12 protein-coding genes and 1 pseudogene are annotated in these 25,792 nt (G+C 39.5%); 8 read left to right on the plus strand and 5 right to left on the minus strand.

Translation table 11 applies throughout. The features are described 5' to 3' along the window. Positions 1-25: 25 nt before the first annotated feature. The gene (locus ACFINH_RS02605) at positions 26-2,233 is read right to left on the minus strand and encodes a primosomal protein N' (RefSeq protein WP_375632072.1); all 2,208 of its coding nucleotides are present in this window, start codon (positions 2,231-2,233) and stop codon (positions 26-28) included. A 1,138-nt stretch (positions 2,234-3,371) separates the two neighbouring features. Between ACFINH_RS02605 and fsa the strand changes: the two genes are divergently transcribed. Then, entirely contained in the window at positions 3,372-4,025 is a 654-nt protein-coding gene (fsa, locus tag ACFINH_RS02610) for a fructose-6-phosphate aldolase (protein WP_375613172.1), read from the plus strand. Here the strand turns inward: fsa and lptE are convergent. Next, on the minus strand, positions 4,022-4,630 hold the full coding sequence (gene lptE, locus ACFINH_RS02615) for an LPS assembly lipoprotein LptE (protein WP_375628707.1): 609 nt from the start codon (positions 4,628-4,630) through the stop codon (positions 4,022-4,024). The genes fsa and lptE overlap by 4 nt on opposite strands. Then, complete coding sequence (gene leuS, locus ACFINH_RS02620; protein WP_375632095.1) at positions 4,617-7,259, minus strand: leucine--tRNA ligase; 2,643 nt, start codon at positions 7,257-7,259, stop codon at positions 4,617-4,619. Before leuS ends, lptE begins: the two co-directional genes overlap by 14 nt. Before the next feature lie 165 nt (positions 7,260-7,424). On the opposite strand from leuS, the gene ACFINH_RS02625 reads away from it, so the two are divergent. The 6 genes from ACFINH_RS02625 (at position 7,425) to ACFINH_RS02650 (ending at position 15,412) form a co-directional block, all read left to right on the plus strand. Next, a complete protein-coding gene (locus ACFINH_RS02625; protein ID WP_375632073.1) occupies positions 7,425-8,114 on the plus strand; it encodes a YggS family pyridoxal phosphate-dependent enzyme in 690 nt (229 codons plus the stop codon). Between the two features lie 1,112 nt (positions 8,115-9,226). Continuing rightward, positions 9,227-9,520 carry a hypothetical protein gene (locus ACFINH_RS02630; protein ID WP_375632074.1) on the plus strand — a complete coding sequence of 98 codons (294 nt, stop codon included), beginning with the start codon at positions 9,227-9,229 and terminating at the stop codon, positions 9,518-9,520. 1,137 nt (positions 9,521-10,657) lie between these two features. Beyond that, on the plus strand, positions 10,658-12,601 hold the full coding sequence (gene acs / locus ACFINH_RS02635) for an acetate--CoA ligase (protein WP_375632075.1): 1,944 nt from the start codon (positions 10,658-10,660) through the stop codon (positions 12,599-12,601). Positions 12,602-13,133: 532 nt separating this feature from the next. Then, entirely contained in the window at positions 13,134-13,793 is a 660-nt protein-coding gene (ftsE, locus tag ACFINH_RS02640; RefSeq protein WP_273723097.1) for a cell division ATP-binding protein FtsE, read from the plus strand. After that, positions 13,786-14,739, plus strand: coding sequence for a cell division protein FtsX (locus ACFINH_RS02645; RefSeq protein WP_375632076.1), 954 nt, complete (start codon positions 13,786-13,788; stop codon positions 14,737-14,739). Before ftsE ends, ACFINH_RS02645 begins: the two co-directional genes overlap by 8 nt. A 4-nt stretch (positions 14,740-14,743) precedes the next feature. Further along, entirely contained in the window at positions 14,744-15,412 is a 669-nt protein-coding gene (locus tag ACFINH_RS02650; protein WP_375632077.1) for a YdcF family protein, read from the plus strand. A 1,336-nt stretch (positions 15,413-16,748) separates the two neighbouring features. Here ACFINH_RS02650 and ACFINH_RS02655 read toward each other — a convergent pair. After that, positions 16,749-21,704 (minus strand): DEAD/DEAH box helicase, encoded by a 4,956-nt coding sequence (locus tag ACFINH_RS02655; RefSeq protein WP_375632078.1) that lies wholly within the window; start codon positions 21,702-21,704, stop codon positions 16,749-16,751. A 731-nt stretch (positions 21,705-22,435) separates the two neighbouring features. Here ACFINH_RS02655 and ACFINH_RS02660 point away from each other — a divergent pair. Continuing rightward, a pseudogene (locus tag ACFINH_RS02660) lies at positions 22,436-22,620 on the plus strand (integrase); the annotation flags it as partial. Positions 22,621-23,800: 1,180 nt separating this feature from the next. On the opposite strand, the gene ACFINH_RS02665 reads toward ACFINH_RS02660, so the two are convergent. Continuing rightward, a complete protein-coding gene (locus ACFINH_RS02665) occupies positions 23,801-25,789 on the minus strand; it encodes a MacB family efflux pump subunit (protein WP_375632079.1) in 1,989 nt (662 codons plus the stop codon). Between the last annotated feature and the right edge of the window lie 3 nt (positions 25,790-25,792).

Consider the following 25,792-nt stretch of genomic DNA (forward strand, 5'->3'; position numbering starts at 1 on the left):
ACCTTCACTTTATGCGATACTGGTTTTAGAAAAAACTTTGCGGATCAATATCAATTTGAACCCGAACGGAACTGGGCATTTTGGGTGTACCGCTAAGCATTGCACGTATAAACCCTTGTATATCAAAAGAACGCTGTCCTTGCAGCAAAAGCCGAAAACGATAACGCCCCCGAACCAAAGCCAAAGGCGCTTCTGCTGGTCCCATAACCGAGATATTTTTTTCCCGTGGCGCTGCCTGACGCAATGCGCGCGCATAATGTTCTGCTGCTTGGCGCTGTTGTGCAGACACGATCAAAGAGGCAAGCCGCCCATAGGGAGGCAAATGATAATGCTGACGCGCTGCAATCTCACGTGTGTAAAAATCTTCTGGCTGGCATGCAAGTAAGGCTTTGATGACCGGATGATCTGGTTGATAAGTTTGCAATAATCCTAAACTTTTCAATCCCACACGCCCTGCTCTTCCGGTAACTTGAGAAAGCAGCTGATAGGTACGTTCACTTGCGCGTAAATCGCCATTGGCAAGACCAAGATCAGCATCAATAACACCAACCAGAGAGAGCTTGGGAAAATGATGTCCTTTAGCGACCAACTGTGTTCCAATAATAATGTCCACATCGCCATTTGCAATGGCTTGTAATTCGCTTCGCAACTTCCCAATCCCTCCTTTGAGATCTGTTGAAAGGATCAATGATCGCGCTTGAGGAAAAAGCATTTGTGTTTCTTCGGCAATTCTTTCCACACCCGGTCCACAAGCCACGAGATGATCTAATGTCCCGCATTCAGGACAGGCTTGAGGAAGTGGTTCATGATATCCACAATGATGACATTTCAGTTGCCCTTGCGCACGATGTTCGACCAACCAACTTGAACAATCGGTACAATGAAAACGATGTCCGCAAATTCGGCATAAAGTTAAAGGTGCATAACCACGACGATTAAGAAAAAGAAGAGCTTGTTCGCCCTTATCAAGCGTTTGTTTTAAAGCCCTTTCAAGAGCAAAGGAAATAAAGCGCCCCTTTTGCACTCCTCCTTGGCGCATATCAATCACCCGCAACTGTGGAAGTGCAACTTCTTTAAAACGGGAAGGTAAATGCACCTTTTGATAACGCCCTTTTAAAACATTGGCTTGGCTTTCAATCGACGGTGTTGCTGAAGATAAAATAACAGGAAAATGCTCAAAAGAGCCCCGTGCAACAGCCATATCACGCGCATGATAAAAAATGCGCTCTTCTTGTTTATAAGCGCTATCATGCTCTTCATCGACAACAATCAAGCCAAGCTCATGAAAGGGAAGAAAAAGTGCCGAACGAGCCCCCGCAACGACACGCACCCGCCCTTCTGCAACTTGCCGCCAGACGCGTTCTCTACGACGTGGCGTCAGATCAGAATGCCATTCTGCTGCCGCAGCGCCAAAACGTGCATAAAAACGATCTAAAAACTGCTGCGTTAAAGCAATTTCCGGCAATAAAATTAAAACCTGCTTACCCCCTTTGAAGGCTTGAGCAACCGCTTCAAAATAAACCTCTGTCTTTCCTGATCCGGTAACACCATCAAGCAAAAAAACTTGAAACTGAGAAGATAAAACACCTTCCCGCAATAATGTTGCTGCTTCACTTTGCGCTCCCTGCAACTGAGGGGGACAAAAATCAGGATCAGGCATTGCCACAAGATCAGGAGCAGGAACCTTAACATCTTCAAAAATTCCTAGCGCTTTTAAACCTTCAACAACAGAAACCGAAGTTCCAGCCGCATGTGCCAGACCAGAACGTGTCCATATCTTCTCATTACGCACCAATTCCAAAATCCGTGATCGCGCTGGTGTGAGACGTTCTACATTTCCACCACAATATCGCAAACCCAGCATCTGCGCTTCCGGCTCTAAAGCAGCCGGTACCGACAAAACCAATCGTGCTACAAGACCAAAAGGCGCCATTGTATAGCGACTAACAAAACGCAAAAATGTGATCATTTCTGCTTTTAATGGGGGACAATCAAAAACATGAAGAAGAAAGCGTAATTTTTCACGCGCCACCGAAGCAGACTTTTGCCCATCGGCTATCTTCTCTCCAACATCTACAACAAAACCGCAAAGCTCACGCCCCATCAACGGAACCCGAACAAAGGAACCAACGTTCACCTCCATAGAAGATGGAACTTTATAACTATAAGCGTGAGCAACAGGAAGAGGAACCAATACGGATACAATCTTTTCCTCTATCATGTTTGAATTCATCTTTTAAACCAATCTACGACCTATTGAGCACCAACAGGCCTAAACCTTAATCTTTAAACACTCTTATAAAATTCATTGCAGGATTCAATCCCCCCGATTACAACACTTTTCTAACAAAAATTCTTTTTAATACTCATTTCATCACCAAAGTGCCAGTAAAAGAACCAATCTCATCGTCTATAACAAAAAACTCTATAGCAAAAAAACCAGCGCCATTCTTCTGTGTAAATAAAGCGCATCACTATTAAGCATTCAACATGCTATCGGTTAAGTGCATCCTTCAACAAAGCGATCCCATAGTGTGACCTCTTCCCAACACACACGTTTATTTTTTTACCGCCTCATATCTCAATTTATCTTCAACAAACTGATTTATAAAGATATAATCATCATTTTACCTATTGTAATAAAACCCTCAATACGATGAATTTTTCTCATTTCAACCCCATCGAGGAACATTTGTAAATCCTTATTGATGAAAGAGTATCCCATGATTTTAATTATAGGGAGAATAATATTGCAAATGGAGCCGTTACAATATTCACCTTGGCTTTGTGCCAAAACGTGAAAACACGTGTATACATCTTTCAGCTTGATTGAGAATCAAGCAACAATACAAGCAGCACAAAAGCGTATTGTTGAAGAATGGAGAACACAGAATAAATCAATGTAATTGACCATAAAAAAACCCTTCATGCGTAAAATTTTACAGGCGTTCTTCAACAGTGTTTTACGACAAAATAAATCCATCCGCTTTCATCAAAAACAAAGTTAAACATACCCCCTAAAAAAGGAAGGTATCTTATGATGCACTCTCAAATATCAAGAGCAATCGCAAATAGGAAATGAGCAAAGTGTTTGATAATGCTAGCTTATTTCCATAAATATAAAAACACCGCTACGCAAAGATGCCAATACGCAAAAATGTTGGTACGCAATGAATTCTATACCTTATCACGAGTAACACTATGAAATGGGTGTGGAAACGATAAATCATATTTCTTTACCGAAAACGGGTACATGATTAACACCATAGCATTCTTGTTCTTTACACAGATATTAATTCTTTCTCTTGCTTTTGCAGTCAACAATAGCGCATAACAAAAAATAGGATAAAGCTAAAAAGAAGAGGTTAGAGATGAAATTTTTTGTGGATAGCGCCAATATTGAAGAAATTCAAGAGTTACAGAATTTAAGCCTTGTTGATGGTGTTACCACCAATCCCTCTCTTATCCTAAAATCAGGACGCAATATTCTTGATGTTACAAAAGAAATTTGTGCTCTCGTTAGCGGACCTGTTTCTGCTGAAGTTGCAGCAACGGAATTTGAAAGCATCATGAAAGAAGCAGCTGTTTTAGCAAAGATTGCCGACAATATTTGTATCAAGCTTCCTTTAACACTCGATGGATTAAAAGCCTGTAAAGCCCTCACAGCAGCAGGACTAAAAACAAATCTCACACTTTGTTTTTCTGCCAATCAAGCCTTATTAGCCGCCAAAGCAGGTGCAACATTCGTTTCACCTTTTATTGGTAGACTTGATGATTGTGGAAATGATGGAAGTGAACTGCTTCATGAAATTCGCACAATTTATGATAACTATAACTTTGAAACACAAATCCTAGCCGCTTCAATCCGCACCGTTAATCATGTCAAAGAAGCAGCACTAAGCGGTGCTGACATTGCAACAGTTCCACCAGCAATCTTAAAAGCACTGGTCAAACACCCTCTCACCGACAAAGGGTTGCAAATATTCCTCGACGACTGGAAAAAAACAGGACAAAATATTGCTTAATATCTAGAATTTTTATTGGAAAGATCTTTTGAAAGTAACAAAAAGATCTGTTCAGCCAACTCTTCCGCAACACGTTTTTTTGCATCTTCTTCTGCTTGCAGCGTTGCATATTCTTGACGAAGTCGCTCAAAAGATGCATTCATCATTGCTGTTCCTTTTGCAACAAGAGTATTTTTCATATCCTGCAAAGTGTAAGAAGCTCTGCTCATAACAGTTCCAACAGAAGGTCGTCCCTTTCTCTTTTTCTCGAAATCAACCTCTATCTGCATAGATTCTCTTGTAAAGACGGATATCTGTAATGCCAATTGATAAGCAGGTAGAGAAGGTTTAGCACCATTTCCATACAAAAGAAAAAGCAGATGGTTGCGCACCATTTGTCCAAAACGATCCGAAGGTTCTTCCACAACAATAGAAGCAAGCTTTTGCGCTAATCCCAAAGAAGCTTGTCCAGAAGGGTATCCAGAAGCAGGATTCCCATAAGAAGCAGAATCCATTGTCATTGCACTCTGCAACTCTTGACGGTAAAGCGGTTCAACTTTGCATCCACACAACAGTGTGAATACACCAGCTAAAATGACAAGAATAGAACTTCTAAAAAACGACATTCACAATCCTTTTTGGAACAACAATGATTTTTTTCACAGGCTTTTCAACCAGCTGCGCCTTTACAAAATCTAACGCCAAAACCGCTTCTTTAATCATCACCTCATCAGCAGTTGCTGCAACGCTCACCTCACCGCGTTTTTTACCATTAATTTGTACTGGCAAAGTATAGCATTCCGCAACGGTTAACGTAGGATCATAAATAGGCCAAGCAAGCGCAGATATTAAATTTTTTCCCCCTAAAGCAGCATGACATTCTTCTGCTAAATGGGGCATCATTGGTGCAATCATAGCAAGAAAAAAATCCATGGCTTGACGTAAAGAAGCTTTCATTTCATCGTCAACACTTTCTATCCTATTTAACCACGGTGCCATAATATTCAAGAATTCATAAAGGCGTGCAATAGCCCGATTAAAAGCGAATTTTTCCAAATCATCTTCTACAGCGCAAAGCGTGCGATGTGCGACCTTTGAGAGTTCCAAAGCCGCTCCCTGATGCCCTGCACAAGGCGCCACATCCTTTAAAATAGAAGCACTCACAGCCACATGGCGCCAAACACGCTGTACAAAGCGATGTGCACCTTCAACACCAGATTCTGTCCAAATGACATCCCGCTCGGGAGGAGAATCTGACAACACAAACCAACGCACAGTATCAGCGCCATAAGATGCAATAATATCATCAGGATCAACGACATTCTTTTTTGATTTTGACATTTTCTCAATCAAACCAATCGTCACTTCACTTTGATCGGTTAATTTATAAGCACACCGCTTTCCATCTTTTTCAACAATCGAAATTTCTGCTGGAGAAACCCACCCTTTATCATCTCGATAGGTTTCATGCACCACCATACCTTGGGTAAAAAGCCCCTTAAAAGGCTCATCTACCGTCACATGACCGACCAATTTCATAGCACGCATAAAAAAGCGTGCATAAAGAAGATGCAAAATGGCATGCTCAATTCCACCAATATATTGTTGCACAGGCAACCATTCAGCTGTTGCTTGTTTGTCAACAGGTCCCTGCGCAAAAGGAGCCGTAAAGCGTGCATAATACCAAGAAGAGTCAACAAATGTATCCATGGTATCGGTTTCGCGTTTGGCAGGTTGACCACAGGAAGGACAAGTAACATTCTGCCATGTTTCATGTCGTGCAAGAGGATTTCCTGGTTGATCAAAAGTAACATCATCAGGCAACACAACCGGTAAATTGGCACGTGGAACAGGAACAACCCCACAAGTTGTACAATGGATCATCGGAATGGGGCACCCCCAATAACGTTGACGCGAAATCCCCCAATCACGCAAACGAAATTGCACTGTTTTCTTCCCTTGCGGTTGCCCATTGAGCATTTGTTTTTCAAGCTTTTTAGCAGCTTCTTCAAAAGCTTGTCGGGGTGTCAAACCATCCAAAAAACTAGAATTGATCATCACCCCATCACCCGTATAAGGTGTTTCAGTAATAACAAAATCTTCTGCTTGCTCTCCTTTTGGCAAAACCACGGGTTTTATTGGAAGATCATATTTACGCGCAAAATCGAAATCTCTCTGATCATGAGCTGGACAACCAAAAACAACCCCTGTTCCATAGTCCATAAGCACAAAATTCGCGATATAAACGGGAATATGTACTGTTGAATCGAAAGGATGAACAGCCAAAAGGGGCGTGAGAAACCCTTGTTTTTCAGCTGTTTCAAGTGCTGCCGTTGTCGTTCCACCACACCGACAATTTTCAATAAAAGCACTCAACGCTTTGTCTTTTTTTGCCAAAGCTTGTGCAATAGGATGATCAACAGACAGAGCCAAAAAGGAAGCGCCAAACAGTGTATCAGGACGCGTTGAATAACAAACAACCTCATCAAATTTCTCACAAACATCATCAGCATCACCCGCCGACTTTAAAGCCCAACGAATCAGCAAACCTTGTGATTTTCCAATCCAGTTTTTTTGCATGGTGCGAACTTTTTCCGGCCATTGGTTCAGCTCTTCAAGCCCTGCCAAGAGATCTTCACTAAAGTCGCTAATTTTGAAAAACCACTGCGTCAACTCACGTTGTTCAACCAACGCACCAGAACGCCATCCCCGCCCATCAACAACCTGTTCATTGGCCAAAACAGTATGATCAACAGGGTCCCAATTCACCTTAGCCACTTTACGTGCTACCAACCCCTTTTGATAGAAATCAAGGAACAACATTTGTTGGCGGTGGTAATATTCCACATCACAAGTTGCAAATTCACGCGCCCAATCTAATGAGAGTCCTAATTGTTTTAATTGCCCGCGCATGACCGCAATATTTTGATAGGTCCAAGTTTTAGGATGCACTTTATTTTGCATAGCGGCATTTTCAGCCGGCATCCCAAAAGCATCCCACCCCATGGGATGAAGCACATTAAACCCCTTGGCGCGTTTATAGCGTGCAACCACATCCCCCATGGCATAATTGCGCACATGCCCCATGTGAATACGGCCAGAAGGATAAGGAAACATTTCTAAAACATAATATTTTTCACGAGCATCTTCTTGAAGAGTCTGAAAAATTTTCTTTTCATCCCAAATTTCTTGCCATTTTTTTTCTCTCGCACGTGGATTATAGCGTTCGCCTATATTATAATGTCCAATTGTCATTCCCATTATACTCTTTTAATAAAACAGAACCAAAAACTTGTTTTATTATGCTTGACCATGGATTAACCTCATCGTCAACATTTTCGTGAAATATTTCCCTAAGTATTTTATAAAACTTTAAAAAAAACGACCAACTCTTGAACAAAAAAGGTAAAGCACAAAAACATGAATACACAAACGCCCCTCGATGCCCCTTCCATTGAAGCATGGCAAAACCTTCAAAAAGACATTGCTGAAACATGTCAAGAGTTACAACGCCCTGTAGAAGAAATTGAACTTATCGCTGTTTCAAAAACTGTTTCTGCTATTGATATACGACCCCTTTTGCAAGCAGGCCAATCTTTATTTGCAGAAAACCGCGTACAAGAAGCAGCACAAAAATGGCCTGCTTTACGTCAACAATTTGAAAATATTAAACTCCATCTCATCGGTCCCCTACAATCAAATAAAGCCGCTGAAGCTGTCAAAATTTTTGATGTTATTCAAACGGTTGATCGTGAAAAAATAGCCAAAGTTTTGATGGAAGAAATGCAAAAGCAAAAAAAGAATCTCCCCTGCTATGTTCAAGTCAACATTGGGTTAGAACCGCAAAAAAGTGGTGTTGCACCCCAAGAAGTGATCCCTTTTGTTTCTCAATGCAAAAACAACTATAGACTCGATATCATCGGACTTATGGGCATCCCCCCTGTCGACGAAAACCCCGGTCCCTATTTCGCTCTTCTAGCAAAATTAGCAAAACAAGCAGGTCTTCCAAAGCTTTCCATGGGTATGTCCAGTGATTTCAAAACCGCTCTACAGTTTGGCTCTAATGTCCTTCGCATTGGCTCCGCTTTATTTGGAAAACGCCCTGTGTAAAGCAATTTCCCCTCATATAAATCTATTCCCCCTTCAATAAATTCCCATTGAAGATTCTACGAACAAACCAAAAACAGCAGAAATGAGAAAAAATATTTCCTTCAATATTAATAAAAGAACAATTCTAACAAAAAAGATTCCAGCCCCTCTTTCATCCTGTTAGCAAAATAAGTAAAAAAGCTGGTCTTCTCAAATTTCTCACCGGCACATCCACAACACATACAATAGCTTCAAAATAGCATTACAATTTGGCTCTCATATTCTCGCATATTGGCTCTACTTTACTCCCCTCTGAACGCCTCTCCAGCAAAAGCAACATAAAAAATAAATCCTTATATAAAAGCAAAATAATAAGAGGGGCGTTGAGCATGAATGAAAAAACTGTCGCAAAATCACTAATAGCAAAAGAATATTGAATACGATTATCGCAATGATTTTCATTGAAAATCACGCATTCTCTTAACTTCTCCAACATGCGTAAACAATTTCCCCACATGCCAATGGCATAAAGCAGACAAAAAGAGGTTTATGGTTGCATAATACAGTAACAAAACTCTTTCATGTAAGTCACTTGAGCAAAATAAACATCTCAAATACCCAATAGAGCACCAAGAGCCGCGCTAAACAACATGCTAGCAATCTATAAGATCAACGATAGCATAGAGGCTTTCCATGCTCTACAAAGCATAACATACGGTCAATATTCGCCTGAAAAATAAAAGAACGAATCCCATGCATGTGCGCATAATACATGCAAGAAAAACAATGGCAATGAGACCGATTTCAATAACGATATTTCTTTATCATTATTCCTTTGTCGATCTCGTAAACAAAGAGAAAAACTTCAACTTTTCATATGCGCAATTTTTCTAAATTTAAACTTTAATTAAGAAAAATATGGTGTAATTTCTTATATTTTAAAATATTGAAAGTAATATTATTATCTTTTTAAGAATAATAATTCCATATATACATAATATATATTATTTATACAGTATTTTTATTGCCATTTTTGAAGTTTATCTTTGACATTTTTCTAAAAATACATAATAGCCATTTGAAATGTATCATTATGATACTACTTTTAATATAGATAATTAAGGAGAATTAATATGTTTGGTTCATTCAACACATTCGGTCATATGGCGACAAGTCCTTTTTTGGGTCATTCGCACAATTCAAGACCTACTCATGGAAATGCATGTAGTCCTGGTGCTTTTATGTCTCACATGAATGCACGTGGCAGCGAAGTAGGAGTTCCGGCAGGAGTAGTTGGTGCAATTCAAGGTGGTATAACTGGGGGACCAGTGGGTGCATTTACAGGTGGAATGGGAGCTTTATCATTGGGATACATAGGAGGTGCTGCTTGGAGCTTTATAGAAAAAGGTCGTGAGTGTTGGTTCTAATTTATAGAGAATAGCGACAAAGATATCTCTGAAGTTAAATAATTTTGTAAGTATATTTGTAAGAATATACAAAAATTAAATATCTACATCTATGGATAAAATATTTTTCAGGGATATCTATTGCGGATCACCTCTTATAATCAGGATTTTGTTATAATGAATATTCTTTATGAAATCATAAGACTGTTTTGCATTCTCATTGTCGTTATCCCTATATATGCTATTGGTTTAAAAAAAATTGGTGGCTACAGTTGGAAACTATCTATAAAAATAGCCTTATTGTCAGTTATTGTGTTTTTTATTTTTGATAGTTTGTGTAGATACTTCGGTTTATATTAATATTTATCGGATGAGTTTCGAGTATACTGAACAAATTTTTCATAAGTATTTATTAATCTCATTACTATAACTAGGATTTTGTTATAATGGATATTCATTATGAAATTGTAAGAATGTTTTGCATGTTAATTATAATTACTCCTATAATTGCCATTTCTTTTAAAATATTCAATGGCGTAGGTTGGAGATTGTCTATTATAATGGCATTATCGTCATTTATTATGTTCTTTATTTCTAATTTTTTGCGTAGATATTTTGGTTTATATTAATCTTTATTGGATGAGTTGCAAGCACTCCGAATAAAGTAGCAACGATACTATTAATGAGAAATTATCATATATAATCACAGATTTTACTCATAAAATTATTGAATCGCTTATAGCAACGTTTTTTTTCTGGTTTAATATATCTTTTTTATTATAATTTTATTTCTTATAGTTGGGAAGATTTTCTAAAAAAATCATTATTAATAAACTGTATATTCTTTCTTATGAGTCTTTTATTTAACGATGTTGGTTTATATCAAATTTTGAGAAATATTTTATAATAGACATTTTTAAAATGTCTTAGTGTGTTTATAAAAAGCTCTATACCGCAATAGGTTTTGCTATATTTGAGTATCCTAAAAACATAGAATACCTTCTTTAATATCATCACATCAGATTTAAAAATTGACTATTCTAATCTTTGTCATTTAGTCTAACCTCACAATGAAAAGCTTTTGGGAAAACTCTGCCACAAATATAACCATACAAAAATACAGAGGCAGATTTTTCCAAACAATAAAAAGAGGGAAACATGACTGAAAAAATTTATCCAGTATCAGAAGAGATCAAAAAAAATACTTTACTCGATGAGGAAACTTATCAACAATGGTATCGAGAAAGCATCAATGATCCAGAAAGCTTCTGGGCCAAACATGGTCAACGTATTGAATGGTTTAAACCTTTTACAAAAGTAAAAAACACTTCTTTTAACGGAGATGTCTCCATTCAATGGTACGAAGATGGGATAACAAATGTTACCTATAATTGCATTGATCGCCACCTGAAAACCCATGGAGACAAAATCGCGCTCATTTGGGAAGGAGATAATCCTTATCATGATAAAAAAATAACCTATAACGAGCTTTATGAACATGTTTGTCGTTTTGCTAATCTTTTGAAAAGTCGTGGCATTAAGAAAGGCGATAAAGTAACCATTTATCTTCCTATGATTCCCGAAGCAGCCTATGCCATGCTTGCTTGTGCTCGCATTGGAGCTGTTCATTCGGTTATTTTTGCAGGCTTTTCTGCAGAGGCAATAGCAGGACGCCTTGTCGATTGTGAATCAACCTTTATGATTACCGCTGATCACGGCTTGCGTGGCGGCAAACGGATTAACTTAAAAGACAACGTTGACCATGCCATTGAGATAGCCGCGCGCCAAAACGTGCAGGTGGACCAAGTCATGGTTATACGGCGGACTTGTGGACCCATTCAATGGGTAGAGGGGCGTGATTTTTGGTACCACGAAGAGATAGCTCATGCCAAAACAGCTTGTCCAGCAGAACCAATGAATGCTGAAGATCCGCTTTTTATTCTTTATACTTCAGGCTCCACCGGCAAACCTAAAGGTGTTTTGCATACCACAGCAGGCTATCTTGTTTTTGCCTCGATGACTCACCAATATGTTTTTGATTACCACCCCGATGAAGTTTACTGGTGTACGGCTGATATTGGGTGGATAACCGGCCATTCTTACTTGGTTTATGGACCTTTATGTAATGGTGCGACCACTTTAATGTTTGAAGGCACACCAACCTTTCCTGACAAAGGCAGATTCTGGGAAATTGTCGACAAGCATCAAGTCAATACACTCTACACCGCACCAACAGCTATCCGCGCCTTAATGGGAGCAGGAAATTCGTTTGTTGAACACTCAGACAGGACGTCGTTACGTCTTTTAGGAACGGTAGGCGAACCTATTAACCCAGAAGCATGGGAATGGTTTTATCATACAGTTGGAAATGACCGTTGTCCGATTCTCGATACATGGTGGCAAACAGAAACAGGAGGGCATATGATCACACCCTTGCCTGGTGCAACCCCCCTCAAAGCAGGATCAGCCACACGTCCTTTCTTTGGTGTTCAACCCCAAATTGTTGATGCCCAAGGCAATGTTTTAGAAGGTGAAGCAGAAGGCACTCTTTGTATCAGTGATTCATGGCCAGGACAAATGCGCACACTTTATAAGGATCATGAACGCTTTATTCAAACTTATTTTTCCTCCTATAAAGGAAAATATTTTTCAGGCGATAGCTGTAGGCGCGATAGCGACGGTTATTATTGGATCACAGGACGAGTTGATGACATTCTCAATGTCTCGGGGCACAGATTAGGAACCGCTGAAATTGAATCAGCTCTTGTTTCTCATCCCGCTGTATCAGAAGCAGCTATTGTGGGTTACCCGCATCCCATTAAAGGACAAGGAATTTATAGTTTTGTGACCCTCATGGAAGGAACAGCGCCAAGTGAAGAATTGCAAAAAGACCTTATCAAGCATGTGAGACAAGAAATAGGCTCTATTGCCATATTGGATAAAATTCAGTTTGCTCCGCAGCTTCCCAAAACGCGATCAGGGAAAATTATGAGACGTATTTTACGAAAAATCGCTGAAAACGATTTTGATACTCTCGGAGATATTTCAACTCTTGCCGAACCACAAGTTGTTGAAGATCTGATTGCCAACCGACAAAACTAAAAAACACGACGAAATACAACATACGGTGGTTTTTGTTTTTTGCTAAAATTATCTCAGCATTATTACGAAAACCACCGAGGATAATAAAAAACAAAACAATTCATGAAAAGCTCAATCATTCTAACAACAAACGCTTTTCTTCATGAGAGGTAAGAAATAATTTAAGCCAAAACCTCAGGATTGGGATACGAACAAGAATAAGAAAGTAAGATAAAAGAGCAACATAGCTTTTTAAAATCACCCAATGTCCACTCAGTGCAAAAAAAGCTTCTGAGTAAGAAGGAAAAATAGTTCTGATGTTTATGCTAGAATCCCTTTGAAATTCCTGCTAAAATCATAAATAAGGCTAAAAAAAGAAAGTATAAGTGATAATATTCTTGAGCAAAAATATTTATCTATAACGAGGGTGTATAAAAAATATTGAAAACCATGAAATCTAAAATAAACAAGCTTACAACAAAAATCTAAAGCAATGAAAGTAAGAGTTTTTAGAATAAATGATGCAATATAAAATCAGGAGTAATAATAAAAAGTGATTCATTTTGAAAATGTCGGCCTACGCTATGGAATGGGCCCTGAGGTCCTTCGTGATATTAGCTTTCATATTCCTCCTGGATCATTTCAATTTCTCACAGGTGCCTCTGGAGCAGGGAAAACGTCGCTGATGCGTCTTATGTTTTTGGCACTCAAACCCACCCGCGGTCATATTGATCTCTTTGGAACAGACACAGCATTACTCAAACGACAAGAGCTCCCTGCGCTCCGACAACGTATCGGGGTGGTTTTTCAAGATTTTCGTTTACTCGACCACATGACCACTTATGAAAATGTCTCCTTACCTTTACGCATTAAAGGACAAGAAGAAGCAACCTATCGCAGTGAAGTGGAAGATCTTCTCTGTTGGGTAGGTCTTGGAGATCATATTCATGTTTTACCACCGGTTCTTTCCGGTGGGGAAAAACAAAGGGTAGCCATTGCACGCGCACTCATTGATCAACCTGAAATTCTACTTGCCGATGAACCCACCGGAAATGTCGATCCGCCCTTGGCAAAACGCCTCCTCCGTTTGTTTATTGAATTAAACCGTTTTGGAACGGCTGTTATCATTGCCACCCATGATATTGCCTTAATGGAACAAGTTGCAGCACGGCGTATGCTTCTCCATAACGGACGGATGACGATTCATGAATAAATCTTTCCCCATTTTTACAAGCAATAAAAAAAATACAACAGCGATTATTCCCAGTGGTAATATTTCTGGAAAAGCATTAGTTGCCGTGATTGCTATTATGACATTTCTTTCAAGCCTCACCTTAATCGGTGTTGATTTGGTCCAACGTGCCGCCCAAAATTGGAGTAATCAGATTAGCTATGAAGCAACAATACAAATACGCCCCATTGACAATGTTGATATCAACAAAGCACTCCGTGATGCCGTACAATTGGTTAAAACATTTTCTGGTGTACAAGATGCAAAAATTGTTGACCAAAAAGCTACAGAAAAGTTACTGGAGCCATGGCTTGGAACAGGCTTCAATGTCAATGAACTACCCCTTCCCCGCCTCATCATTGTGACCCTGAATGGGGATGAAAAAATCAATTTTGCAGCCATTAATCACGCCATTAAAACCCAAATTCCAGGAGGTCAATTTGATGATCACCGTGTTTGGGTTCATCGTTTTGCGGCCATGGCACACACCACTGTTTTCATTGGTTTTTCAATTTTAGCATTGGTTTTAGGCTCTCTTATCCTCACCATCATTTTTGCCACCCGCAATGCATTGGCAGAAAATACACATATTATCAATGTCTTATATTTCCTTGGTACTGAAACTCTTTTCATTGCTCGCCAATTTGACTGGCATTTTTTTAAAACTGCGCTGCGTGGTGCTTTATATGGTGGTCTCACAAGCATATTTCTATTTTCAGCCTTTTGTCTCTGGACGAATTATAACTTGGGAAGAGTAGAAGCTAGCCAAGTAACAGCTTTGTTTGGACATCTTTCCATAAGTTCCATCCCCTACGGAAAAATCATTTTTCTTATTATTTTCGTTTCTTTTCTTACCACCCTTACAAACCGCATGACTATTTTAGCGCAACTGAAAAAAATTGATCAATGTGAAAACGGTTTATTTTAATTTTATGACTTACAATACTTTCAACTCATTGACGCAAAACAATTTAGAACGTCCTCTTCCAAAACGGACCCACTATAATAATTGGTCTCCCTGCTTTTTATTTCGCTATTTTCCACCGACAACCCTTACTCTTTCAATCATTGTTTTAATTTTCTGGGGCGGTTTTATTATTTTTTCTGAAAAAACTGAACGACTCTCTCCCCCAACACCTCTCCCCAAAGCGGATGCCATTATCGTGCTTACAGGCGGAGAAAACCGAATAGAGACAGGACTTAATCTCTTACAAAGGGGGCTTGGTTCACGTCTCCTCATCAGTGGCGTAAACACCACAACCAATCTGAAAAGTCTCATGCACAACATGCATATTACCCCACGGCTTATCTCCTGTTGTATTGACATCGGGCATCAAGCGATTAACACCAGAGGAAATGCTAAAGAAAGCGCCGATTGGATCAAAAAACACCACTATAAAACCCTTTATATCGTCACCCATGATTACCATGTGTGGCGCTCAATGCGAGAACTTAAATATTTAATGCCTGATATCCATTTCATTGCCTATCCTGTTAAAAAGAACAATGCTGAAAGCGCAATACAACAGATCAATCAAATCCGCATTCTTATATTCCAATATATTAAAACGCTCCAAGTCTATATCAGAACCGCATTCTAATCTTTATCCTTCTGACTTTTTAAAAACCTTGCCACCCACGAACCGCTTCATACCTTTCTTTCATACCCTTCCACACGAGTTGCCTCTATAAAAACTCGACAGAGCTTACCCTCATACAACGCAGAACATCCCAATGCACGTGTCACTGTATTTGCACGTTCACCCAAAACATCTCTTACATCCCAAACATATCTCACAGCGCGGATCTGTACATGCCATCCCAATATATAAGCTCTTGTAAATAGAGCCCCCAGACAGCCATAAGATCTCCAGACTTGTCATAAAAATCTATTTACACCACTGTCTTACCCTTCATAAAAAATGCAAACCGCCCCACCCTATATTTTACCACCCCCCAAGTATTACGATAGCTCTTAAACCTCTTGGGATAATTGGTAAGAGGCATGCATTACGCCTTTCTTAAACACGAACATACCAACCTCATATGACATGCAAAGAAGTAATTTTAATAGATTTAAAATAAGAAAATTTATAATACTTAGATTTCTCATTTAACAGAGAGAACATTAAACTATCATTATAAGTCAATATATTAGTAACAATCTCTTATTCTAAAAAGCATCTTCATAAGAGCATTTTAGATCACAGATAGGAATAAGCTCAAAACGCACACCGCGACAAATACCCTACATTTTTTATCGCAATCTTTTTTGAAATCATTTCGCTCTCTAAGATCACTTTTTGTCTGGTTTCCTCTCCCAAAAAGAACGAAAATTTTTAAACTCTATTGATCTGTAAACAATAATAACTCAGCTTCTTGTCTAACGCGTTCCACCTGCTCACTTCAATATCAGAACATCTCAAAAGACAGATTTCATGAGAATTGTCATTTCCTCTCAACATCTCAAAAGGCGACGATTCTTATTAGCAACGATTTGTAAACAATCCACTTTCTCTGGACAGGTTCCACTCAGCTTCTCCATTTATATGGTTTACTCACATAAAGCTCGATAAGAAAACCCTGCCTGAGAATATTCATCACTGCCGCTAAAGCTCATGCGTCATAATTTTAGCGACCTCACTGCCTAAGGTGCTTTATCACATACAATATATTGATTTATAATGAAATTTATTACGCTTCAACTTGAATGAGAGCTCTCAATATCATCAGATTCTCTCATTTCAAATCTGTTCTCTATTGAATCAATCAAAACCATTTTCTTGCACATCACAAAGGAAGAGAGCCTGCGCAGCGTAAAACTGTACAAGAAAGACATGCCTCTTATGGACGTGTCTCAAGTGCCAAGGGCTGTCGCAATACCCACGAGCTGACAAGGTGTGTGATAGTGCCAGTTTGTTACGACACAGCGCTATTTTACCGCACAATGGATAATTTAACCTTTTCAGTTTCTCTCACTTCCAATTTTGGCAGGTTGCGCACAATTTTCATTGTTTCCAAGCTTACAGTAATAACCCGCTGAAACAATTCCAATGGATAAGCTGGATTACCCACCGTTTCAACAGCATAGCGATTGGCATCATTCACAATCCCACTCGCTTTATCCGTTTTGACAACCTGCCGCTCCATAACCCATTCAAGAGCAGGCCTGCCATTGATCACATACTCATAAGCTTCAAGAGGAATATTCTGCATCGTGATATGCGCATTATAAATCACTGTGCTTTTATCAATAGCACCACGCTTACCAGCAAATTTCATCGCCTCAACACGATAAAAACTCTTCTCATCAGAAATCACCCAAGTTCTTGGATCTCCCTGTTTATAGGTAACGGGATAGGGTTCAATCTCTTCATAATTCATATGCAAATCACCAAGCTTGCGCCCCGCTGTAACAAAAGCCCAAAAATCCTCTACCTTTTTAACTGTTGGAATACGCGGCAATTGTTTAGATAAATTATGCGCATAACGAGCACGATAATCTTCAGAATGCAAAATCCCGTAAACATAATAAAACAAATCATCCTTTGTTATCATTTCACCAGGATAAGCTGCCTTAAAATAAGCCAACCCTTCATCCGTAAGAGCATCACGCCGCTCTAAACCAGTTTCTTTGCTTTCCTCTGCAAAATTTGCAAACAAATGAACCTGATCCCCCTCCTTATTTTTCAAGGACACAGCATCTTCATAAACATACCGTGGAAAACATTGACCAGTATCCATTGCATGAAGATTAGATAAATTCTTAGTCATCAGAACAGAAAAGCCACTGCTTGCTCCAATTCCCGTAACTTGTATCACCTTATTTTCAGCCGCTTGTTCCAGAGGAAAAATACGTGGCATTTGTAAAACTCTATGGTTAAAAACACGATTGTAATAGAGCCACTGTTGTGTAAAAGGACGATAAAGGCTCTGGGTAATATACGTATCTTTAAATTTAAAAGCTTTCCCCCTTATTAATTCTTCTTTAAGGCTACTACTCCAACTAATCTTTCTAGAATCTGTATTGACAAAATCGTTCACAGCATTTGCACGTGCTTTGCGATCAGAATGTAGATACGCAGCATTAAAACGCTCTACTTCACTGTTATAAAAAGCAATCATATTGCTCATATTCTTTGCTAAAGCTTCACGACTTGAGTTATATGTCCAAGCATCACGACTAGTTTGTATACCGCCAGAAAAATTTTCAAAGAGCCTTTTATCACTGCCTTTCTTGTCACCTAAGGCTAGAAATTTTTCAAAATCATTATTGCGCTGATTCAGCCAATCGCCATGCTCATCAGGTGTAATCATCTGCCAGCTGTGTTCACGTGTGATACCACCAATACTCCCCAACCTCTGAAGTTCACGGAGCTTTTCTTTTGCTGTGAGATAATCTCCAATATCACGAAAATATATTTTCCCATGCTGTTGTGCATCCGGATTTTTAACCAAAATGGAAATCGCAATAGGTGCGCGAGACCCAGAACCAAAAATCTTTCCCCCCTCCTTTCGAGAGAGTTCTCCAGAAGTTCGTTGATTCCCCCGCAAATGGAAAATATAAAGGCTGCTAAATTCCTCGATTAAACATTTTCGTAAACCATCCGTAGAGTAACTACTGATAAAACCTGCATTTGTCACAAAACCAATAACACCACAGTCTTTTATACGGTCACTTGCCCAACGAATGGCACGAATATAACTGTCATAAAGTCCATTAACATTGCTTGCTTTAGATTGAGCGGCATAGGTTTCACGAATGCGACGATCCAATTTAGGATAGCCAATATTCTGCGCATTGTCGTTTTCACTTTTTTGTCCAGAAGAATAAGGGGGGTTGCCAACAATAACACGAATATCCAGTTCCTTCTGGTGCGCCCGACGTGTACTGTTATCCACCAGCAAATCACTGATCAGGTCTTTTTCTTGCTCATAAAGCTGGAATGTATCGGTTAAACAAATTCCCTCAAACGGAACATAATCGCCCCCCATCAGACCATGATAGGTCGTCTCAATATTAATGGCTGCAATATAATAGGCTAAAAGCACGATTTCATTGGCATGAATTTCACGACAAAATTTGTGTTTCACTTCTTCTGGCTTTATCAGGCCCGATTGTAAAAGCCGCGTGATAAAAGTACCCGTTCCAGTAAAAGGATCCATGATGTGCACACCCGGTGAGCCAAGCGTTTGCCCAAATTCTTGCTCTAAGACATCATTGACAGAGTGCAAAATAAAATCCACAACCTCGACGGGGGTATAAACAATGCCTAGTTTTTCTACAGTGCGTGGAAAAGCATAACGAAAAAACTTATCATAAAGCTCTACAATCAACCTCTGTTTTGCTTTTGGATCCGTAATGCCACTGGCTCGTAATTTTACACTTGCGTAAAATTTTTCCAGATCTTTGGATTCCTTATCAAGATTTGCCTCATCAAGCACATCAAGCATACGCTGCATAGCACGCGAGACAGGATTCTCACGTGTGAACTGATAGCCTTCAAACAACACCTGAAAGACAGGACGCGTGATAATATGCTGTGCCAACATCTCAATCGCATCAGCTTCTGTAACAGCATCATTTAAGTCATCACGCAGTTCTGCCACAAACCTGTCAAAGGCTTGACGCGCCTCAGTATTTGGCTCTGCCAGAATGCCTGTTAAGCGCGTGATATGATTCTTAGCAATTTCAGCAATATTGCTCGCCCAATCCTCCCAATAATCACGTGTCCCACATTTCTTAACGATCTTTGCCAAAATCGCACGAGAAAGTTCATCTACGCAGAAAGAAAACTCCTCGTTTACCTGCTCTGTAAGAAAGCAATCATGCTCCAGACTTCCAATTCCCGCTCGTGCAGGCTGTGAGCGAACCGGAAGATTGTCTACAACAGCCGTAACAGCCTGTAACTCAGTGCTCTGCGTGACACCAATAATCTCAATCACATTGCTGATATCTTGCCCGAGGGATGCCTTATTAATCGTCGCATCAAAACGATCATCATGCGCACGCAAAGCATTTAAAATTTGCCAGATAACCCGATATTTATCATTGTTGTTCAAAGCCTGTTCCACTGGAGTATCAGGAGGAATACCAATTGGCAAAATGACATATCCCATCTTTTTACCTTCAGAGCGACGCATCACCCGCCCAACCGCTTGCACAACATCAATCTGGCTTTTGCGTGGATTTAAAAACATGATCGCATCAAGAGCCGGAACATCCACCCCCTCAGACAAACACCGAGCATTGGTCAAAATACGACAAACATCCTCACCACTATCAGCTTTCAACCAGTCAAGTAATGCACCACGATCCTTCGCATTAAAAGTGCCATCAACATGCTCAATTTCACACTTCAGAAAATGCTCATTTTCTGTATCCTCTTTCGTATAATCAAGATATTCTCTAACAACCGTAGAAAACTCATCACGCACAAGTTCAGAACTTTTAATAGTTTTACAAAATGCTAAAGCACGATGCATAGGATATGAATCCGTACCAACATCAGCCTTCATATTTTGTTTTGTCAAAGCCTTATAACAGCCAATAATCTTTGTTGCATCATCAAGAATAAGCTCAGAATCGCTATCACTAAGGCGCTTCTGAACAGCGGAACTGACCAATTTTTCGTCCATTGCTAAGACAATAACCTTATAATCTGTTAAAAGATCATTTTGTACTGCCCATGAAAAACCCCGATAAAAAAGTGTTTTACCAAAAAGCTTTTCATCATCCATAGAAGCAAGAACAGCATTAACTTCATTCGCGCGACTTTTTGCGTTATCACCAAAAATACGTGGTGTCGCTGTCATATAAAGGCGTTTCTTGGCACGAATAACATCATTGGAATGCACCTTAACAAAATTGGATTCATCCTCGCCCACCAGCGTTGCCCCTGTTGTACGGTGCGCTTCATCACAAATGATAAGATCAAATGTTGGCAAACCATAGTTTTTCTGAGCATCAGCAATCACCTGAATAGATTGATAGGTTGCAAACACCACGGTCATCTTATCTGCAACACTCTTCGCCACCTGTTCTGCAAGTTTAGCAGCATCGGTTGTCGCCGGAAAAGCAAGATCAAACACATCAATTTCAGCAACATCATCACTATTTTTACGACGCTTTCCCACTTGTGTATCGGAACAAACAGCAAAAGATCTCAATCCGATTCCTGCATCCGTTGTCCATTCACGCACCGTCTGTGACATCAGTGCCAAGGAAGGAACAAGAAACAAAACAAACTTGCCTTCACCCGCCAAATCCTCAGCAATTTTAAGACTGGTAAATGTCTTACCAGTACCACAAGCCATAATAAGCTTCCCCCGATCTGCTTGAGCAAGCCCAGCACGCACATCACGCAATGCTTCCAATTGATGTGGACGCAACTTCTTTTTATCCTCCAAAACAACTTTGCCCTGGGCTGCAAAAGTTTCCCAACGGATCGGACTTTGTTGTATATCGGAAAGATTAATCCGTATAACAGGAATATCCTGCCCCCGTATCATTGTTTCAGCGTTATCACTCCAAGTACTTTCAGTACTATCTATAATAACACGCCGCTTGAATGGAGCTTTCCCTGATGCCGAAATAAAACTATCAATATCTGCTTTTCTAATCCGATAGGCTGCATCATAAAATTTACATTGGATTGCTGCAAATCCCTCTTCATCACGAAGCTTTGCCACAAGATCAATACCGGTATCCCGACCATCCCAAGCATTTTCACGAGCCCAATCTTTAAAGGTTTGAACCTTCTCATAACACCCAGACTGAAGAGGATCATGTGTCAGATAAGCAAGAGCAAAACGCTCAAAATATGTACCTTTATCTCGTTCGGTACGCGCTTCATCACGATAGCTCTGTAAAAGCGATTGCAGCGTCGTCATGCTTTTCTCTCTATTAAAAACATCTTCAATTATCGAATCTAGACCTATTCATTAATGCCTCTTGTTCTACCCAAAAAACTTAAAAAAAGCTTAAAATTGCTTGATTTTAAGATATTTCTTCTATGCTTAATTAAATCAACAAGAGAGAATCTTTTGATCTTTTTGAGTATCCCCCAAATCATATGATGCATTTATTGATGTCTATATCCCTATGGAAATAAACGGTAAGGCGTGATGATTTTGAAAATATTTTTTGCCTTTTGTTAAGAATACACAATAAAGTGCGCAATAATTTTAGGATTTAGCTTAAGAATGAGAGGAGGAAATGGATAAGACACCTGCGAACACACAAGATACCAAGGAAGAAACTCCACACACAAAACAGCGCATTTTACGAACGATCATGCATATAATTTCACTATAAATACGCAAAATATTAGTTGTGATATTCAAAATATTGATTTTTGAATATTTTTTTGTCTTTTGTTCTTTCGTAGATTAATTATTCGCTTCTTATACTTTATAGCGGGTGGTTTTAGAATTCTTTTTTATATGTACAATATATTGATTTATAATGATAATATAGCGTCATTCATATTAAATTAGAACTCTGAATAACGTAAGATTTTCTCATTTCAAATCTGTTTATCTTGAATCAATCAAAACCACCCGCTTGCACATCACAAGCGGGATGAGTGTGTGGAGAAAAACTGTACAAGAAATGACTAAAAATGGCTCTTATGAACCGTCTTAATGCAAGGTCTATCAGCAACACCCACGAGCTGGCAAATATAATGATGGTGCCGGCTTATTACTTCATAAGCGTAAAGATGGAGGTGCTCAATAGATTTACCATGAACAGCGTCGCAAAATAGGCTTGGATACCTTGAGAAATGTTTCTTTAAAACAAGAGTGTTAATGTGCAACACAATGGCGCTCCGTATCGAACTTGTAGCAGGAGGAAGAATACCATACCAACTAGACATACCATTGCTCATCACTAGCGGCCATTATGTTTTTTAGCAGCATAATTGCAGCTTGGTATTACGATGTTCTCTTACTTCATCTCACATCTGCTGAATATGAGCTTATTCTTTTTCAATAAATGAAAGCCCCTTTCATTCATACATCATTCAAAATAAGAAGCTATCCGCCTCTCAAACTTTTTGTCTTCCTCACCAAACTCATGAAATCAAACCCGCATCTCACGGTATTAGTTCTTAAGATCACGCCCCCTACCGAGTATCTGACGGCATCCTTACCCTAGAAACTCAAATGGCTTGTTTATCCTTCAGCTCCAAAATCATGAGATAAGGCAGAAAAAAGCGATGCCTTAAACAAAATATTCTAAAGAAAGCTAAGTTACTCGCATAAAGGAACAGAAAATAGCTGTGTCTTAGGTCACATTTTAAAACTTGAGCACGATCATAATTTATTTGCATAAACCTAAACACCTATAATTTGCACCACCTTCTGCAAAACTAAAAGTGAGAAATCCTCATAACCTCTTTTCCGAAAATCTTAAAAAGACTAAACGAAACCTCTTAAACTGCTCAACTATCTCGATACCAGTTCATTTTTTTGGAAGAACGGAGGTTTAAGCTGTTTTTGGCATCAACCTTCTTTTTTGTTCTTTTGTTTGTTAGCAGATATACTATTCACTTCCCCCGCCTCTTTTTAGGTTAAATCTTAAGAATCGTCGCGCAGTATATTTCATTTGTCCTCCTCTTCACATCTCAGAAGACGAGAATTTTTAACAAAATTCAGTCTGCAAGCAATCTCATTCTAACGGGTTCTATTTAATTTCTCCTTAATAGGATTTACTTCCATAAGACTCGACAAGAAAGATTTAAAATATTCATCATGCATTCTCAAAACATTTAATGCCTCAAGAAGGCTTATATGCCTACCATATCTCACATGATGGGGTGCCCTATAAAACGTTCACCTCTAGTGGTACACTCCACTTAATGAACAAAGCGTTTTCTAAAATAGAGCAGCAAATAATGCTAAACTTTTTCCATTCATGTTTCGCTTCATAAATGCTTCATCCAAGTGGAAAGCATCACGAACAAACATGCCCCAATTGATAAAGCTTAATCGCGTGAAAGAGCGACAACAGGGTCAAGCCGTGAAGCTTGCCGCGCTGGAGAAAAGCCAAAACATATTCCTATGAGGGTTGAAAAAGTAAGAGACATAATGATCGATTCAATAGTATAAACCAAATGAATAGGTGCCTTAAACAGAAGAAACAAGCCACCGATAGAAAGTCCAAGCAAGATCCCCAAACCACCACCAATCACACAAACCAAAATCGCTTCAATGAGAAATTGCTGTAAAATATCACTTTGCCGTGCACCAACTGCCATACGCACACCGATTTCATTGATCCGCTCAGAAACTGTGACCAACATAATATTCATCACCCCTATACCCCCCACAACTAGGGAAATAGCTGCAATTGAAGAAATTAAAAGTGTTAAAATATTTGTACTCTCCATAACACGTTCACGGAAAAATTCAGAATTTCTAATGAAAAAATCCTCCCCGCCATGCCGCATAATGAGAAAACGTTTTATCATGGTCTCCGCTAAATATGAATCAATATCATCAGCAATCCTAACAATAATTGCACGAACTTCTGTTGTACCAAGAAAACGCGTCTGCACTGTTGTATAGGGTAAATAAAGCTGTAAAGTATTTGATGTATCTCCACTTGCATTATTTTGCGAATCAACAACACCAATAATACGCGCAGGAACATTACCCACATTCACCACCTTTCCAAGGGGGCTTTCATGGCTATGGGGGAAAAGAACAGACAATGCTTCTTTCTCGATCACGAGATCAACCGCCCGATCATGGACACTTTTTTGATCAAAAAACTGTCCTTTGAAAACTTTGAGCCCCTGTGTCTGAAAAAATTGTTCTCCCACCCCCGCAATAATGGCATTGACTTCAACTGCACCAAAACGCACTTTCGAGCTTGCTGAAATCTGTGGTGTCACACCAGAAACATAAGGTAATCCAGACAAGGCTTCTGCATCAGCTTCAACCAAACTGGTTATTTTTTCTGCTTGTGGATCAGAAAAACTTTTACCAGGAAAAATGGTTAATGTATTAGTACCCAAACTTTTAAAATTTTCCAGAATTTTCTCTCGTGTACCATTCCCTAAAGCCACCATAGCAATAATCGCCCCAATACCGATAATCACCCCAAGCATTGTTAGAAAAGTCCGCATGCGATGTGCATTCATTGCCAACAGAGCCATCACAAACGCCTCACGGAATCGCTCAACAAAAGAACGAAAAAAGCCCAGTTTTTGTTGGCCTTTTAGATTTTGTTGTTCCTGAAAAGATTTTCCACCAACTTTTGTTTTTGCAACCCTTGACCGTTTATCAGCAATAATTTCCCCATCACTGATTTCGATAATACGCTCTGCTCTTTCAGCCACCTGCATATCATGGGTTACAATGATAATGGTACGCCCCTCTTGATGAAGTTCATCCAAAATATGCAATACTTCTTGCCCACTCTTTTTGTCCAATGCACCAGTTGGTTCATCTGCAAGAATGACCTCCGCATTATTCATGAGCGCCCGAGCAATAGAAACACGTTGTTGCTGACCACCGGAAAGCTGATTTGGACGATGATTTATCCGATCACCCATGCCCAAACGCGTTAAAAGATCCTGTGCCCGCTTTTTCCTTGCTTCCACGGCACATCCCGCATAAATAGCCGGAATTTCAACATTACCAAGAGCTGTCAATTCATTCAACAAATGGTAACGCTGAAAAATAAAACCAAAATGATTACGTCGCAAAGCCGACAATTCATCCGCAGAAAGGGAAGCTGTTTCTTTACCAGAGATCCAATAACGACCAGAAGTTGGACGATCAAGACAGCCTAAAATATTCATCAAGGTCGATTTACCTGAACCGGAAGCACCTACAATTGCCACCATTTCACCACGTTTAATGGTAAGATTGATGTTTTTCAAAACGGTAACAAACGCTTCGCCCGCAGGAAATTTGCGCACAATATTTTCCAAGACGAAGACAGCATCTGCTTGATTTGTGCTCATGCT

Source organism: Bartonella sp. AA74HLJMH (assembly GCF_042197045.1).
In the GTDB taxonomy this organism is placed as follows: Bacteria; Pseudomonadota; Alphaproteobacteria; order Rhizobiales; family Rhizobiaceae; genus Bartonella.

Bases quoted from the DNA above. Each gene is read 5' to 3' on its own strand.
- ACFINH_RS02630 (WP_375632074.1), top strand. From the start codon at position 9,227: ATGTTTGGTTCATTCAACACATTCGGTCATATGGCGACAAGTCCTTTT.
- acs (WP_375632075.1), top strand. From the start codon at position 10,658: ATGACTGAAAAAATTTATCCAGTATCAGAAGAGATCAAAAAAAATACT.
- ACFINH_RS02605 (WP_375632072.1), bottom strand. From the start codon at position 2,233: ATGAATTCAAACATGATAGAGGAAAAGATTGTATCCGTATTGGTTCCT.
- ACFINH_RS02665 (WP_375632079.1), bottom strand. From the start codon at position 25,789: ATGAGCACAAATCAAGCAGATGCTGTCTTCGTCTTGGAAAATATTGTG.
- ACFINH_RS02625 (WP_375632073.1), top strand. From the start codon at position 7,425: ATGAATACACAAACGCCCCTCGATGCCCCTTCCATTGAAGCATGGCAA.
- leuS (WP_375632095.1), bottom strand. From the start codon at position 7,259: ATGACAATTGGACATTATAATATAGGCGAACGCTATAATCCACGTGCG.
- ACFINH_RS02645 (WP_375632076.1), top strand. From the start codon at position 13,786: ATGAATAAATCTTTCCCCATTTTTACAAGCAATAAAAAAAATACAACA.
- ACFINH_RS02655 (WP_375632078.1), bottom strand. From the start codon at position 21,704: ATGACGACGCTGCAATCGCTTTTACAGAGCTATCGTGATGAAGCGCGT.
- fsa (WP_375613172.1), top strand. From the start codon at position 3,372: ATGAAATTTTTTGTGGATAGCGCCAATATTGAAGAAATTCAAGAGTTA.
- lptE (WP_375628707.1), bottom strand. From the start codon at position 4,630: ATGTCGTTTTTTAGAAGTTCTATTCTTGTCATTTTAGCTGGTGTATTC.
- ACFINH_RS02650 (WP_375632077.1), top strand. From the start codon at position 14,744: ATGACTTACAATACTTTCAACTCATTGACGCAAAACAATTTAGAACGT.